Source organism: Pseudomonas sp. V88_4 (genome assembly GCF_029967985.1).
GTDB lineage: Bacteria > Pseudomonadota > Gammaproteobacteria > Pseudomonadales > Pseudomonadaceae > Aquipseudomonas > Aquipseudomonas glycinae.
The window spans coordinates 18250-36213 of record NZ_JASCAF010000047.1; the positions used below are offsets into that span (position 1 = coordinate 18250).

The following is a 17964-nucleotide window of genomic DNA, read 5'->3' on the forward strand; positions in this document are numbered from 1 at the left end:
ATCAGCTGTTGTTGTGGTCGACCTTGATGGTCGGATCGCTGCCGGCAATCAGGTTGTGAATGTTGGCACTCGACCAGTTGTTGCCTTCCAGTTTGATCGTCACGTCCGGTGTCGCGGCTGCGGCATCGCCCGAGTTGAACTTGCCGCCCGAGTTGACTTGCAGCGACGACACGCCGTCGACCGTGGTGATCTTCAGGAAGTTGTCGATGGTGCTGCCGGTCTCGCCCTGCAACAGGTCGCGCAGGTCGATGCGGTCGCCTTCGCTGGCCTTGAAGTCCTTGATCACGTCGTTGCCGGTGTCGCCCGCCTTCCAGACGAAGGTATCCGCACCGGAACCACCGATCAGGATGTCGTTGCCCGGACCGCCGATCAGCGTGTCGTTGCCGGTGCCGCCGAGCAGGATGTCATTGCCCTTGCCGCCGTCGAGCAGGTCGTTGCCGCCCGAGCCGAACAGGATGTCATTGCCCGCGCCACCCAGCAGTGTGTCGTTGCCGTCGTGGGCACCGGACACATCGAACGCCTGATAGTGCTCGGTGATGTACTGGTGCACGTTGCTGGTGGTGACTTTGCTGACGTCGACCCCGGTTTCCTTGGCCACGAACGCCTGCATCGCCTGGTAACCCTCGCCGGCAATGCCGTTGAAGCTCACCAGATCGCCGAACAGGATGTCGTTGCCATCGCCACCGCTGACGGTGTCGTTGCCCGGCATTGTCGCTTCGGTATGACCGATGATCGAGTTGGCCAGGTCCTTCGGATCGATGTTGGTCTGCGGGTTGTGATCGGTATCGTACGGTTTCAGGTCGTTTAGGCTGACACCGCTGTTGATGCCGATGGCTTCCACGTTCGACAAACCGTTGAGCAAGGCGAAACCGCTGCTGGCGTTATCGGTGGTCGTCGTCGTGGTGCTGTTGCCGTTGCCCGCCAGGCTCGAGATCTCGTAGGTACCGTCACCCTGAGCGTGGATGGTACCCAGGCTGTTCCAGCTCCAGCTGCCGTTCTTGTACGTCTGCAATACCACGGCGCCGGCAGTGTTGATGCTCAGGTAGTGGGTGTTGTCGATGTAGGTGCTGAAGCTGTCGCCCAGTTTGTAGTTGCTGGTCTTGACCACGTCATCGAGTTTCACGTTGCCGTACAGCGTCGGGTTGGTCTGCTCGTTGCTCTGGTAGTACGTCGGCTGGCCGTCGGTGATGAAGTACGTGAGGTTCTTCGCCCCGGTGTTGGCCAGCGCTTCGGCGCTCTGGAAGAAGTTCGCCGTGGCCTTGAACACGTCCTCGTAGTTGGTACCGCCGCCGGACGACATCGAGTCCAGCACGGCCTTGAGCAAGGTCAGTGCGTTCGGGTCGTTGAGGTTCACCGATACGGACTTGTTGACCTGGGTATCGAAGTCCACCAGGAAGATGTTCACCGTGCCGGAGTTGCTGCCCAGACTCTGCTTGAGGGTGTTGAATACCGACGTCAGCGAGTCCTTGGCGGCGTTGATCGACGAAGCGCTCATGCTGCCCGAGCTGTCGACCATGAACGCGATGTTGTAGTTGGTGCCCGGCACCACGGTCAGGCCGCCGATGTCGGCGACGATGATGTCGTTGCCGTCGGTGCCGGTGACGGTGTCGTCCGCCGAAGTGGCGACCACCGCGTTGTACACCGCCGGCACCACGGTGACCGGGATGGTCGCGGTGGTGCTGGCCGAGCCGCCTACCTGCTCGGTGGAGGTCGAGGTCACGGTCAGGTTGAACTGGCCGTTGTAGTAGGTCGGCGGGGTCACGGTCAGGGTGCCGAGGTTCCAGCCAGTGACGTTGGCGTCGCCGCTGGTGGCGGTCACGGTGAAGCTGTGGCCTGCGCCGTCGCTGAGCACCGAGCCGACCGGCGCACCGCTGATCTTGATGCTCAGGGTTTCCGAGCCGTCGGTGTCGGTCAGCGCGGTGCTGATCGACGACAGTTTCACGGTGGTGCCTTCGGCGCCGGTGTTGAGCTTGTAGCCGTCGTAATAGCCTTCGCCGTTGCTGCCGTGCAGATCGGAGACGGTCACGCCGGCATTCACCAGATCCTGCACGCCGGTGTAGATCGGCACGCCGGCACTGCTCAGGTCGATCGGCGTGCTGCCGTTGACCGACAGGTTGACGTCGTAGCTGCCCGGGCCGCTCTGGTTGTGGTGGTAGATGTCCAGGGTGTAGTAGCCGCTGGTGGTCGGGGTGAACGAACCGTTGAGGTTGCCGCCCGCGCCCCACGTCGTGGACGCCACGTTCTTGCCACCGATGGTCACCAGCAGGCTGTCATCACCGGTACCGCTGAAGGTGTAGGTCTTGCCGGCTTCCAGATAGATCAGGCCCGAGGTTTTCGACGCGGTGCCGGCGGCCACGCTGCCGTCGGACTGCACGTTGTTCACGGTACCGCTGGTGTTCGGCTTGCCCGCGCCGTCGATCACGTTTTTCAGGGTGGTCGAATTCGCGCCGCTGCCATCAGTGCCAAGGCCCGACAGACCGGTCCAGACTTCCTTGATCAGCCCGGTGGACTTCACGCTGTTGTCGGCGACCGACAGGGTCGGTGCATCCGCCACCGGGGTGATGTCGATCTTGATGGTGCCGGTGTTGCCCAGCAACTGACCATCGGTTGGCTGGAACTTGATCTGCGCGTAGTCAGCCTGGTTGTTGCCCAGGCCGGTGCCACCGTAACCGTTCACGCCCGACTCGTTTGCATCCGGCAGGAAGCGCAGCTTGCCGGCGTCGATGTCGGCCTTGCTGAAAGTCTGGTTGTTAGCGACATCTTTCCAGGTAGAACCGTCCAGGTATTGCAGTTTGCCTTCGCCCGGCAGTTGGGTGATTTTCACGCCCAGGCTGCTGGCCGGGCTGTCGACGTCGCTGACGCCGAAGGTCGACCAGCCGAGGATCAGCGGGGTGTCTTCGGTGCCAGTGACGTTGACCGGTGCAGCGACCGGAGCGTCGTTGACTGCCACTACGTTGACCGTGGTGGTCGCGACGTTGGAGTAGTTGCCGCCATCGGTCACGGTCACGGTGATGATCCGCGGCACGGTGCTCGGGTCTTCACTGCTGTTGGTGAAGCTGATGTTCTTGATGGCCTGCATGTAGTCGGCGAGCGTCGCGTTGCCCGACAGGGTCAGGGTGACGGTGCCGTTGGTGCTGTTGGCATTGATGGTGATGCCGTTGACGCTGTTGCCCAGATTCAGCGCATCGCCTTCCTGACGGTTGGTCAGCACGACGGTGGCGCCGGTCAGCATCGTGCTGTCCGGGTCGGTGATCTTGATATCGGTGTCGGCAATCGACACACCTGCGCCCGGGGTGTTCTCGGTGAAGGTCACCTTGTAGTCGGCACCCGTTGCACCGCTGGAGTTGTTGGCGTCGAGGTCGATGACCGGCGGTGCATCGTTGTCGATGATCGAGGTGCTGACGCTGCCATTGGTGCTGCTGACCGCCAGGTTCTCGAAGTTGCCGCCGGTGGCCGAGTCGATCTTGACCACGAAGTTCTCGGTGCCTTCGGTGATCTTGTCATCGATGGTCGCAACGTTGAACTGCGCACTGCTGGCACCTGCCGGGATCTTCACGGTGTACACGCCGGTGAAGTCCGAACCGTCGGCAGCGGTGCCGCTGTAGACGATTTTCAGGGTGACTTCGGTCTGTGCCGGGTTGGTCAGGCTGACGGTGTAGGTTGCGGTCTGACCTTCAGTCACCGAGGTGCTGCCGGTGATGCTGACGGTGGTGGTGTCGATGGTATCGGTGACGCTGGTCACGGCTGGTGTGTTGCTGGTCACCAGGTTCTCGAAATTGCCACCGGTGGCATTGGTGATCGTGGCCTGCACATTGCCGGCGTCTTTGTAGACGTCGTCAGCTGGCGCAGGAACGGTCACGGTGCCGGTGGTTTTGCCGGCGTCGATGGTGATCACGGCGCCGTTCGACAAGGTCACGGTGACTGGCGAGCCAGCGGCGTTGGTCAGCGTCGCGGTGTAGGTGATCGAGCCGCCTTCGGCCACAGTGCCGGTCGCGCTGAGCGACAGGTTGGTGGTGTCGATGGTGTCGGTGACGGTGGTGCTGACCGGCGTCTTGTCGGCGACCAGGTTTTCGTAGTTGCCGCCGGAAACGTTGGTGATCGAGTTGGTCAGCGGAGCGTGGCCGGTCAACACGTCGTTTGGCGCGGTGGTGGTCACAGTGCCAGTGGTTTTGCCGACTTCGATGGTGATCGACTGACCGTTGGCCAGGGTCACGGTCACAGGCGAGCCCGTCACTGGCGCGCCGACGGTTGCGGTGTAGACAACGTTGCCACCTTCGGCTGCCGTCGTGGTCGCGGTCAGCTTCACGGTGGTGGTGTCGATGGTGTCGGTGACGCTGGTCACGGCTGGTGTGGTGCTGGTGACCAGGTTCTCGAAGTTGCCACCGGTGGCGTTGGTGATCGTGGCCTGCACGTTGCCGGCGTCCTTGTAGACGTCATCGGCTGGCGCAGGAACGGTCACGGTGCCGGTGGTCTTGCCGGCGTCGATGGTGATCACCGCGCCGTTGCTCAGGGTCACGGTGACTGGCGAGCCAGCAGCGTTGGTCAGGGTCGCGGTGTAGACGATGGAACCGCCTTCGGCCACGGTGCCAGTTGCGCTGAGCGTCAGGTTGGTGGTGTCGATGGTGTCGGTGACGGTGGTGCTCACCGGTGTCTTGTCGGCCACGAGGTTTTCGTAGTTGCCGCCGGAAACGTTGGTGATCGAGTTGGTCAACGGAGCGTGGCCGGTCAACGCATCGTTCGGTGCGGTGGTGGTCACAGTGCCGGTGGTTTTGCCGACTTCGATGGTGATCGACTGACCGTTGGCCAGGTTCACGGTGACCGGCGAGCCAGTCACTGGCGCACCCACGGTGGCGGTGTAAGTGACGGTGCCACCCTCGGCCGCTGTTGCGGTCGCGGTCAGCTTCACGGTGGTGGTGTCGATGGTGTCAGTGACGTTGGTCTCGGCCGGTGTGTTGCTGGTCACCAGGTTTTCGAAGTTGCCACCGGTGGCCGACTTGATTGTTGCCTGAACAGTGCCGGCGTCTTTGTAGACGTCGTCGGCAGGTGCTGGAACGGTCACGGTGCCGGTGGTCTTGCCGGCGTCGATGGTGATCACGGCGCCGTTCGACAAGGTCACGGTGACTGGCGAGCCAGCGGCGTTGGTCAGCGTCGCGGTGTAGGTGATCGAGCCGCCTTCGGCCACAGTGCCGGTCGCGCTGAGCGACAGGTTGGTGGTGTCGATGGTGTCGGTGACGGTGGTGCTGACTGGCGTTTTGTCGGCGACGAGGTTCTCGTAGTTGCCGCCGGAAACGTTGGTGATCGAGTTGGTCAGCGGAGCGTGGCCGGTCAACGCGTCGTTCGGCGCGGTGGTGGTCACAGTGCCGGTGGTCTTGCCGACTTCGATGGTGATCGACTGACCGTTGGCCAGATTCACGGTTACCGGCGAGCCAGTTACCGGTGCACCCACGGTGGCGGTGTAAGTGACGGTGCCACCCTCGGCCGCTGTTGCGGTCGCGGTCAGCTTCACGGTGGTGGTGTCGATGGTGTCGGTGACGCTGGTCACTGCTGGTGTGGTGCTGGTGACCAGATTCTCGAAGTTGCCACCGCTGGCGTTGGTGATCGTGGCCTGTACGTTGCCGGCGTCTTTGTAGACGTCGTCGGCAGGTGCAGGAACGGTCACGGTGCCGGTGGTCTTGCCGGCGTCGATGGTGATCACGGCGCCGTTCGACAAGGTCACGGTGACTGGCGAGCCAGCGGCGTTGGTCAGCGTCGCGGTGTAGGTGATCGAGCCGCCTTCGGCCACAGTGCCGGTCGCGCTGAGCGACAGGTTGGTGGTGTCGATGGTGTCGGTGACGGTGGTGCTGACTGGCGTCTTGTCGGCTACCAGGTTTTCGTAGTTGCCGCCCGTTACGTCGGTGATCGCGTTGGTCAGCGGCGCATGGCCGGTCAATACGTCGTTCGGCGCGGCGGTGGTGACGGTGCCGGTGGTCTTGCCGACTTCGATGGTGATCGACTGACCGTTGGACAGGGTCACGGTGACTGGCGAGCCGGTAACCGGTGCGCCAACCGTCGCGGTGTAAGTGACGGTGCCACCTTCAGCCACGCTGGTGGTGGCGGACAGTTTCACGGTGGTGGTGTCGATGGTATCGGTGACGCTGGTTACCGCAGGAGCGGTGCTGGTGACCAGGTTTTCGAAATTGCCGCCGGTGGCATTGGTAATCGTGGCCTGTACGTTGCCGGCGTCTTTGTAGACATCGTCCGCCGGGGCAGGAACGGTCACGGTGCCCGTGGTTTTACCGGCCTCGATGGTGATTACGGCGCCGTTGCTCAGGGTCACGGTTACCGGAGTACCCGCAGCGTTGGTCAGTGTGGCGGTGTAGACGATCGAACCGCCCTCGGCGACCGAGTTGGTAGCGCTGAGGGACAGGTTGGTGGTGTCGACCGTGTCGGTCACGGTCGTGCTGACCGGGGTTTTGTCGGCCACGAGGTTTTCGTAGTTGCCGCCGGAAACGTTGGTGATCGCGTTGGTCAGCGGCGCGTGGCCGTTGAGCGCATCGTTAGGCGCCGTGGTGGTCACGGTGCCAGTGGTTTTACCCACTTCGATGGTGATGCTCTGGCCATTCGACAGGTTCACGGTCACTGGCGAGCCAGTGACTGGGGCGCCCACGGTCGCGGTGTAGGTGACAGTGCCGCCTTCAGCCGCCGACGCGGTCGCGGTGAGTTTCACCGTGGTGGTGTCGATGGTGTCGGTGACCTGGGTCACGGCCGGAGCGGTGCTTGGTACCAGTTTTTCGAAGTTGCCACCGGTGGCATTGGTGATCGTGGCCTGCACGTTGCCGGCGTCCTTGTAGACGTCATCGGCTGGCGCAGGAACGGTCACGGTACCAGTGGTTTTGCCCGCTTCGATGGTGATCACGGCACCGTTCGACAAGGTTACGGTCACTGGCGAGCCAGCGGCGTTGGTCAGTGTCGCGGTGTAGATGATCGAACCGCCCTCGGCGACCGAATTGGTGGCGCTGAGGGTCAGGTTGGTGGTGTCGACGGTGTCGGTGACCGTGGTCGAAACCGGGGTCTTGTCGGCAACGAGGTTCTCGTAATTACCGCCGGTTACGCCGGTGATCGCATTGGTCAGCGGCGCGTGGCCGGTCAACGCATCGTTCGGCGCGGTGGTGGTCACGGTGCCAGTGGTCTTGCCGACTTCGATGGTGATCTGCTGACCGTTGGACAGGCTCACGGTAACCGGAGAACCCGTCACCGGTGCGCCAACAGTAGCGGTGTAGGTGACGGTGCCGCCTTCAGCCGCCGACTCGGTCGCGGTCAGTTTGACCGTGGTGGTGTCGATGGTGTCGGTGACATTGGTTACGGCTGGCGTAGTGCTGGTCACCAGGTTTTCGAAGTTGCCACCGGTCGCGGACTTGATTGTCGCCTCCACGGTGCCGGCGTCCTTGTAGACGTCGTCGGCTGGCGCAGGAACGGTCACGGTGCCGGTGGTTTTGCCGGCCTCGATTGTGATCACCGAGCCGTTGCTCAAGGTCACGGTCACCGGGGTGCCGGCCGGATTGGTCAGGGTCGCGGTGTAGGTGATCTGGCCACCTTCGGCCACGGTGCCGGTCGCACTGAGCGACAGGTTGGTGGTGTCGATGGTGTCGGTGACGGTAGTGCTGACCGGGGTTTTGTCGGCCACGAGGTTTTCGTAGTTGCCGCCGGAAACGTTGGTGATCGCGTTGGTCAGTGGCGCATGGCCGTTCAGCACATCGTTCGGTGCCGTGGTGGTCACGGTGCCGGTGGTTTTACCCACCTCGATGGAGATTTGCTGACCGTTGGCCAGGGTCACGATCACTGGCGAGCCAGTCACCGGCGCGCCCACGGTCGCGGTGTAAGTGACGGTGCCACCTTCAGCCGCGGTTTCGGAAGCGGTCAGCTTCACGGTCGTCGTGTCGATGGTGTCGGTGACTTCTGTTACGGCTGGAACGGTGCTCGGAACCAGGTTCTCGAAGTTGCCACCGGTTGCATCCTTGATGGTGACTTCGACCTTGCCGGCATCCTTGTAGACGTCATCGGCAGGGGCCGGAACGGTTACGGTACCGGTGGTTTTACCGGCTTCGATGGTGATCACGGCGCCGTTCGACAGGGTCACGGTCAGCGGGGTGCCAGCCGGGTTGGTCAGGGTAGCGGTGTAAACGATCGAGCCGCCTTCGGCCACGCTGTCGGTCGCGGTCAGCGACAGATTGGTGGTGTCGACGGTGTCGGTCACGGTGGTGCTGACCGGCGTTTTGTCAGCGACGAGATTTTCGTAGTTACCGCCGCTCACGCCGGTGATCGCGTTGGTCAGTGGCGCATGACCGTTGAGCGCATCGTTTGGCGCAGTGGTGGTGACGGTGCCAGTGGTCTTGCCCACTTCGATGGTGATCGATTGACCATTGGCCAGGGTCACGGTGACCGGCGAGCCAGTCACCGGAGCACCAACGGTGGCGGTGTAAGTAACGGTGCCACCTTCAGCGGCCGTTTCGGAAGCGGTCAGCTTCACGGTCGTCGTGTCGATGGTGTCGGTGACTTCCGTTACGGCTGGAACGGTGCTCGGAACCAGGTTCTCGAAGTTGCCACCGGTGGCGGTCGAAATGGTTGCTTCGACTTTGCCCGCATCTTTGTAGACGTCGTCTTTCGGTGCGTCGACGGTCACGGTGCCGGTGGTTTTACCGGCCTCGATGGTGATCACGGCACCGTTGGACAAGGTCACGGTCACTGGCGTGCCCGCCGGGTTGGTCAGTGTGGCGGTGTAAACTATCGAACCGCCCTCGGCCACGGAGCCAGTGGCGCTCAGGGTCAGGTTGGTGGTGTCGACGGTGTCCGTCACGGTGGTGCTGACCGGCGTCTTGTCGGCCACGAGGTTTTCGTAGTTACCGCCAGTCACGCCAGTGATCGCGTTGGTCAGCGGCGCATGGCCGTTGAGCGCATCGTTCGGCGCAGTGGTGGTCACAGTGCCGGTGGTTTTACCGACCTCGATGGTGATTTGCTGACCATTGGCCAGAGTCACGGTAACCGGAGAACCTGTCACCGGAGCACCAACAGTTGCGGTGTAGGTGACGGTGCCACCTTCAGCAGCGGTTTCGGTCGCCGTGAGTTTCACCGTTGTGGTGTCGATGGTGTCGGTGACGTTGGTGACGGCTGGAACGGTGCTCGGCACCAGGTTCTCGAAACCGCCGCCGGTGACGGTCGAAATGGTCGCTTCGACTTTGCCCGCATCCTTGTAGACGTCATCGGTTGGCGCCGGGACTGTGACGGTGCCCGTAGTCTTGCCGGCTTCGATGGTGATTACTGCACCGTTCGACAGGGTTACGGTCACCGGGGTGCCGGCCGGGTTGGTCAGGGTTGCGGTGTAGACAATCGAACCACCCTCGGCCACCGAATCGGTGGCCGTCAGGTTCAGATTGGTCGTGTCGACGGTGTCCGAAACCGAGGTATTTGCCGGTTTGCTGTCGACCGCCAGGTTTTCGTAGTTGCCACCGGTGGCCTTGTCGATGGTCACGCTCAGCGAGCTGCCGCCCGCCAGCGGGCTGTTCGGTGCGACGAAGTTCACGGTGCCGGTGGTTTCGCCGACGGCGATGGTGATGGTCTGGCCGTTGGACAGATTCACGACGAGCGGCGAACCGGTCACTGGCGCGGTGACGGTCGCGGTATAGACCACGGTTTCGCCTTCGGCGACGTTGGCGGTAGCGGTCAGCGACACGGTGGACGTGTCGATGGTGTCATTGACGGTGGTGACCGCCGGGGTGGTGCTGGTGACCAGGTTTTCGAAGTTGCCACCGGTGGCGGTCGAAATGGTCGTTTCGACTTTGCCGGCGTCCTTGTAGACGTCGTCCTTCGGTGCATCGACGGTCACGGTGCCGGAGGTTTTACCGGCCTCGATGGTGATCACGGCGCCGTTGCTCAAGGTCACGGTCACCGGAGTGCCGGCGGCGTTGGTCAGGGTCGCGGTGTAGGTGATCTGGCCACCTTCGTTGACTTCCGGGGTGGCGCTCAGGGTCAGGTTGGTGGTGTCGACGGTGTCGGTCACGGTGGTGCTGACCGGCGTTTTGTCGGCGACCAGATTCTCGTAGTTGCCACCGCTCACGCCGGTGATCGAGTTGGTCAGCGGTTCGTGACCGTTGAGTGCGTCGTTCGGGGCGGTGGTGGTCACGGTGCCGGTGGTCTTGCCGACTTCGATGGTGATCGACTGACCATTGGCCAGGGTCACGGTCACAGGCGAGCCGGTGACAGGGGCGCCGACCGTGGCGGTGTAGGTAACGGTGCCGCCTTCAGCAGCCGACTCGGTCGCTGTCAGCTTGACCGTGGTGGTATCGATGGTGTCGGTGACTTCGGTGACGGCTGGAACGGTGCTTGGCACCAGGTTCTCGAAGTTGCCACCGGACGCATCCTTGATGGTCACTTCGACCTTGCCGGCATCCTTGTAGACGTCATCGGCAGGAGCCGGAACGGTCACGGTGCCGGTTGTTTTACCAGCGTCGATGGTGATGACCGAGCCATTGCTCAAGGTTACGGTCACCGGCGTGCCGGCCGGGTTGGTCAGAGTTGCGGTGTAAACGATCGAACCGCCCTCGGCTACGGTGCCAGTGGCGCTCAGGGTCAGGTTGGTGGTGTCGGCAACGTCGGTAACCGTGGTCGAAACCGGAGTCTTGTCGGCCACCAGATTTTCGTAATTACCGCCGGAAACGCCGGTGATCGAGTTGGTCAGTGGTGCATTGCCGGTCAACGCATCGTTCGGCGCGGTGGTGGTCACGGTGCCAGTGGTTTTGCCCACTTCGATGGTGATCGACTGACCGTTGGCCAGGGTTACGGTGACTGGCGATCCGGTTACCGGAGCGCCCACAGTTGCGGTGTAGGTGACGGTGCCGCCTTCAGCCGCCGACTCGGTCGCGGTCAGTTTGACCGTGGTGGTATCGATGGTGTCGGTGACTACGGTGACGGCTGGAACGGTGCTTGGCACCAGGTTCTCGAAGTTGCCACCGGACGCATCCTTGATGGTCACTTCGACCTTGCCGGCGTCCTTATAGACGTCATCGGCCGGTGCTGGAACGGTCACAGTGCCGGTGGTTTTGCCCGCTTCGATGGTGATGACGGAGCCGTTCGACAGGGTCACGGTCACCGGCGTGCCGGCCGGGTTGGTCAGGGTCGCGGTATAAACAATCGAACCGCCCTCGGCCACCGAGTCAGTGGCGCTCAGGGTCAGGTTGGTGGTGTCGACGGTGTCGGTGACGGTGGTCGAAACCGGGGTTTTGTCGGCCACGAGATTTTCGTAGTTACCGCCGGACACGCCAGTAATCGAGTTGGTCAGCGGGGTGTGACCGTTCAACGCATCGTTCGGCGCGGTGGTGGTCACGGTACCGGTGGTCTTGCCGACTTCGATGGTGATGGTCTGACCGTTGGCCAGGGTCACGGTGACCGGTGAGCCGGTGACCGGGGCACCAACGGTGGCGGTGTAAGTGACAGTGCCGCCTTCAGCTGCCGCTTCGGTCGCGGTCAGTTTGACCGTGGTGGTGTCGATGGTATCAGTGACTTCCGTTACGGCTGGAACAGTGCTCGGCACCAGATTCTCGAAGTTGCCACCGGTTGCATCCTTGATGGTGACTTCGACCTTGCCGGCGTCCTTGTAGACGTCGTCTTTCGGCGCATCAACGGTCACGGTGCCGGTGGTTTTACCGGCCTCGATGGTGATGACGGAGCCGTTGCTCAACGTCACGGTCACCGGCGTGCCGGCCGGGTTGGTCAGAGTGGCGGTGTAGGTGATCGAACCACCTTCGGCCACGGTGCCAGTCGCAGTCAGCGTCAGGTCGGTGGTGTCGACGGTGTCAGTCACGGTGGTGCTGACCGGAGTCTTGTCGGCCACCAGATTTTCGTAGTTGCCGCCGCTCACGCCAGTGATCGAGTTGCTCAGCGGTGTATGACCGTTGAGCGCATCGTTCGGCGCAGTGGTGGTGACGGTGCCGGTGGTCTTGCCGACTTCGATGGTGATGGTCTGACCATTGGCCAGAGTCACGGTGACCGGCGAACCCGTCACCGGAGCGCCAACAGTGGCGGTGTAGGTGACAGTGCCGCCCTCGGCCACGGACGTATCGGCGCTCAGCTTCACGGTCGAGGTGTCGATGGTGTCAGTGACTTCGGTAACGGCCGGAACAGTGCTCGGTACCAGGTTTTCGAAGTTGCCACCAGTTGCATCCTTGATGGTCACTTCGACCTTGCCGGCGTCTTTGTAGACGTCATCGGCTGGCGCCGGAACGGTGACGGTGCCGGTGGTTTTGCCTGCTTCGATGGTGATCACCGAGCCGTTGCTCAGGGTCACGGTCACCGGAGTACCTGCCGGGTTGGTCAGGGTGGCGGTGTAAACGATCGAACCACCTTCGGCCACAGTACCGGTAGCACTGAGGGTCAGGTTGGTGGTGTCGACAGTGTCGGTGACGGTGGTGCTGACCGGCGTCTTGTCGGCTACGAGATTCTCGTAATTGCCACCGCTCACGCCGGTGATCGCGTTGGTCAGCGGCGTATGGCCGTTCAACGCATCGTTAGGCGCAGTGGTGGTCACGGTACCGGTGGTTTTGCCGACTTCGATGGTGATCGACTGACCGTTGGCCAGGGTCACGGTCACAGGCGAGCCAGTGACCGGGGCACCAACGGTGGCGGTGTAAGTGACGGTGCCGCCTTCAGCAGCGGACTCGGTCGCGGCCAGTTTGACGGTCGAGGTGTCGATGGTGTCGGTGACTTCGGTCACGGCCGGAACAGTACTTGGCACCAGATTCTCGAAGTTGCCGCCAGTGGCGTCCTTGATGCTGACTTCGACTTTGCCGGCGTCTTTGTAGACGTCATCTTTCGGCGCGTCGACGGTCACGGTACCGGTGGTTTTACCCGCTTCGATGGTGATGACGGCGCCGTTGCTCAACGTCACGGTCACTGGAGTGCCGGCCGGATTGGTCAGGGTGGCGGTGTAGGTGATCGAGCCACCTTCGGCCACGGTGTCGGTCGCGGTCAGCGTCAGGTTGGTGGTGTCGACAGTGTCGGTGACGGTAGTAGAAACCGGGGTCTTGTCGGCTACGAGATTCTCGTAATTGCCACCGCTCACGTCGGTGATCGCGTTGGTCAGCGGCGCGTGGCCGTTCAACGCATCGTTCGGCGCGGTGGTGGTCACGGTACCGGTGGTCTTGCCGACTTCGATGATGATCGACTGACCATTGGCCAGGGTCACGGTCACAGGTGAACCCGTCACCGGAGCGCCGACGGTAGCGGTATAAGTGACAGTGCCACCTTCCGCCGCCGACTCGGTCGCGGTGAGTTTCACCGTGGTGGTGTCGATGGTGTCAGTGACTTCGGTAACCGCCGGAACGGTGCTCGGAACGAGATTTTCGAAGTTGCCGCCGGACGCATCCTTGATGGTCACTTCGACTTTGCCGGCATCTTTGTAAACGTCATCGGCAGGTGCTGGAACGGTCACGGTGCCAGTGGTTTTACCCGCTTCAATCGTGATGACGGAGCCGTTGCTCAACGTCACGCTCACCGGCGTACCCGCAGGATTGCTCAGCGTCGCGGTGTAAACGATCGAACCACCCTCCGCCACGGAGCCGGTAGCGCTCAGGGTCAAGTTGGTGGTGTCGACGGTATCGGTAACGGTGGTGGAAACCGGGGTTTTGTCGGCCACGAGGTTTTCGTAGTTGCCGCCGGTAACACCCGTGATCGAGTTGGTCAGCGGCGCCTGTCCGTTCAGCACATCGTTTTGTGCAGTCGTGGTGACGGTGCCGGTGGTTTTGCCGACTTCGATGGTGATCGATTGACCGTTGGCCAAAGTGACAGTCACTGGCGAGCCTGTGACCGGTGCGCCGACCGTGGCGGTATAGGTCACGGTGCCGCCTTCGGCGACCGAAGTATCAGCCGTCAGTTTGACGGTCGACGTGTCGATGGTGTCGGTCACTTCGGTGACGGCCGGAACGGTGCTTGGCACCAGGTTCTCGAAGTTGCCGCCGGTGGCGTCCTTGATGGTCACTTCGACTTTGCCGGCGTCTTTATAGACGTCATCGGCTGGCGCCGGAACGGTCACGCTGCCGGTGGTCTTGCCCGCTTCAATGGTGATGACCGAGCCGTTGCTCAACGTCACGGTCACCGGCGTGCCGGCCGGGTTGGTCAGAGTTGCGGTGTAAACGATCGAACCGCCCTCGGCTACGGTGCCAGTGGCGCTCAGGGTCAGGTTGGTGGTGTCGGCAACGTCGGTAACCGTGGTCGAAACCGGAGTCTTGTCGGCCACCAGATTTTCGTAATTACCGCCGGAAACGCCGGTGATCGAGTTGGTCAGTGGTGTATTGCCGGTCAACGCATCGTTCGGCGCGGTGGTGGTCACGGTGCCAGTGGTTTTGCCCACTTCGATGTTGATCGACTGACCGTTGGCCAGGGTCACGGTGACAGGCGAACCGGTTACCGGAGCGCCAACAGTGGCGGTGTAAGTGACGGTGCCACCTTCAGCAGCGGTTTCGGTCGCTGTCAGTTTGACCGTGGTGGTATCGATGGTGTCGGTGACTTCGGTAACCGCTGGAACAGTACTTGGCACCAGGTTCTCGAAGTTGCCACCGGACGCATCCTTGATGGTCACTTCGACCTTGCCGGCATCCTTGTAGACGTCATCGGCCGGTGCTTGAACGGTCACGGTGCCGGTGGTTTTACCAGCGTCGATGGTGATGACGGAGCCGTTGCTCAACGTCACGGTCACCGGGGTGCCGGCCGGGTTGGTCAGGGTCGCGGTATAAACAATCGAACCGCCTTCGGCCACGGAACCGGTGGCGCTCAGCGACAGGTTGGTGGTGTCGATGGAGTCGGTAACAGTGGTGGTCGCTGGCGTCGTGTTCGGCACCAGGTTCTCGAAATTGCCGCCGGTAGCACCGGTAATCGTGGTGCTGACGGTGCCGCCGTTGTTGTAGACGTCATTCGGCGCGGTCGGCACGTTGACGCTGCCGGTGGTCTGGCCGGCGCCGATGGTGATGGTCGAGCCGTTCGACAGGGTGACGGTCACCGGCGTTTGCGCCGGGTTGGTCAGGGTCGCGGTGTAGGTGATCTGGCCACCTTCGACCACGGTGCCGGTGGCGGTCAGGGTCAGATTGGTGGTGTCGACCGAATCGACAATGTTGGTGACGGCCGGCGTCGGGTTCGGCACCAGGTTTTCGAAGTTGCCGCCCGTGGCACCGGTGATGGTGGTGGTGACGGTGCTGCCATTGTTATAGACGTCATTCGGCGCGGTCGGCACGTTGACGGTGCCGGTTGTCTGGCCGGCGCCGATGGTGATGGTCGAGCCGTTGGACAGGGTGACGGTCACCGGCGTCTGCGCCGGGTTGGTCAGCGTGGCGGTGTAGGTGATCTGGCCACCTTCGGTCACGCTTGGGCCGGCCGTCAGGGTGACGGTGGTGGTGTCGATGGTGTCGGTGACCTGGGTCGTGGCCGGGGTGGTCGGCGGGGTCACGGTGATGCCGTTGCCGCCGGTGGTGCCGGTGACGGTCACGTCGATCTGGGTCGGGTCGTTATAAACAGTGTCGTTCGGTGCCAGTGGCACGTTGACGGTGCCGGTGGTGGAACCGGCCGGAATCACGATCACCGCGCCGTTGGACAGGGTGATGGTCAGGTCGGTCAGCGGCGCCTGGGTCAGGGTCGCGGTGTACACCAGAACGCCGCCTGCTTCGGTGATGCTGGGCGTGGCGCTGAGGCTCAGGGTCGATTCGCGCAGGGCGTTGGCGGTGGTGTCGGTGGTCTGGCCGCCGGTGATGTTCTGTGCAGCCTGGCCGGCAGCGTTGATGCCTGCGGTCGGGAAACCAATGGTCGGGTCGACGCGGCCGGCGGTCGCATCGAGCATCACGAAGCTGTGACCGCCGCCGGCGGCACCACCAGTCCCTGCGGCGCTCGGGCCAGCCGCAGTGGCGTCAAGGGCGGTGGTCGGGTCGACGCCGGCGGCGATGGCTTGTTGCAGCTCTTCTACCGACGGCGCGGCTTGCGCGGTGGCTTCGGCCAGATCAGTGCTGGAGTCCGGAGTGTCGGCGCTCCACTGAGTGTCACGGCCCAGATCGATCGTGCGGCCATCGGCCAGTTCCAGGGACACGGCGCCGGAAACACCGGTGTCGACCTGATCGCCGGCAAACAGCCGGTCGCCTTCAACGAGTACGCGACGGACGCCCTCCGGGGACACCACGAAAACCTGACCGACAATGCTTTTGACGATGGCCACAACACTGCTCATTGAAGACTCTCCGGGTGTCACGTTCAGTTGACTTCCATAGACCTGATGGCGGTCTGCGCCGATTCAGTCTGGACGTACTTTTAGAAAAAGATGAAACAAAGTTGACGCTGCAATTCGTCAATATTTTGGCTAGATTCTTTCGCGATTAACTTTATGCCAAACTATTGACCTTCTGGGTGCCATCCTAAACAATCGTCCCGGTAATGTCACATTGATATTTATGCGGCGACCTGCCCTTCAGCGTGTGATCCAGTTCCGGTTTTAAACTTTCCGACATACGGTCATTCCGGTTGCCATCTTCCGACGCAGCTCAATATTTTGCTGTGATTCAAGACAAGAAGTTCTGGGAAATCTTTACCATGCGTTCGCACTTGTTCAAGGCCTTACCCTTCGCTCTCGCCGCGTCTTTCGTACAAGCACAATCCTTACCAGAAGCCATGCAGCAGGCGCTGGATGTCCATCCGGAAATCCAGGCAGGGGTCAACAGTCGGCTGGCCGCGGATTATCAATTAAAGGCTGCAAAAGGTGGATACCTGCCCAAGGTCGATCTGCTGGGCGGTTATGGCCGTGAAGGCACCGACAGCGTCACCACCCGTGCCAATGGTGGCGGCAATCACTGGGAAACCCTGAACCGCAGCGAGTCAAGTTTACGTCTGTCGCAAATGGTTTTTGACGGTTTTGCGACGTCCAGCGAAGTGGGGCGTCAACAAGCCACCGTCAACTCCCGCGCGTATTCCCTGCTCGGCACTTCCGAACGCACCGCGCTGACCGTGGCCCAGGTTTACCTGGATGTACTGACCCGTCGCGAGTTCGTGCGTCTGGCCGAAGAAAACCTCAAGAGCCACCAGCGCATCTACGACCAGATCCAGCTGCGCACCCAGCGCGGCGTCGGCAGCGGTGCCGACCTTGACCAGGCCGAAGCGCGGATGGCCCAGGCCCGCAACAACCTGATCACCGAGCAGACCAACCTCGCCGACTCGGAAACCAACTTCCTCAGCGCCGTCGGCCAGATGCCCGATCAACTGGAGCGTCCGGCGCCGTTCATGGCGATGATGCCGGCCAACCTGAATGAAGCGCGCCAGCAGATGCTGGAAAACAGCCCGATCCTGCGTTCGGCCGAGTCCGACATCGCTGCGGCCGAGAAGCAATACGAGACCGCCAAGTCGACCTTCTACCCGCGCTTCGACGCCGAGCTGGGCCGCACCGCCGACAACGATCTCGACGGCCAGAACGGTCACAACAACGAATGGCAGGCCATGCTGCGCATGCGCTTCAACCTGTATTCGGGCGGCAGCAACAAGGCAGATCTGGAATCCAAGTCCTACCTGTCGAACCAGGCGCTGGACATCCGCAACAACGCCCTGCGTCAGTTGAACGAAGAACTGGGCCTGGCCTGGAACGCCCTGAACAACGCCAATGCCCAGGTGCCGATCGCTCAGCAGTACGTTGATCACAGCACCTCGGTGCGCACCGCTTACCAGCGTCAGTTCAGCCTCGGTGAACGCACCCTGCTGGATTTGCTCGACAGCGAAAACGAGTTGTTCACCGCTTCGCGGCGTCTGGCTGAAATCAAAAACATTCAGTTATTTACTCAGTACCGAATCAAGGCGACCATGGGCGAATTGCTCAAGAGCCAGGGAGTGGTCGCACCCTTGGCATCCGTTGTGCAGAACGACGTGAAGCCCAAGGTCCAGCTGCCTGGGATGAATTGAGTTGTCCCTTTTCAACTG

General features: G+C 62.2%; 2 protein-coding genes. One reads left to right on the top strand and one right to left on the bottom strand.

Going from position 1 to position 17964, the window contains the following annotated elements:
- Window position 1: 1 nt before the first annotated feature.
- The gene (locus QLG12_RS25725; protein ID WP_282475442.1) at window positions 2-16234 is read right to left on the bottom strand and encodes a LapA family giant adhesin; all 16233 of its coding nucleotides are present in this window, start codon (window positions 16232-16234) and stop codon (window positions 2-4) included.
- Between the two features lie 359 nt (window positions 16235-16593).
- Here QLG12_RS25725 and QLG12_RS25730 point away from each other — a divergent pair, with 359 nt between their 5' ends.
- Window positions 16594-17946 (top strand): TolC family outer membrane protein, encoded by a 1353-nt coding sequence (locus QLG12_RS25730; RefSeq protein ID WP_011331849.1) that lies wholly within the window; start codon window positions 16594-16596, stop codon window positions 17944-17946.
- Window positions 17947-17964 lie beyond the last annotated feature (18 nt).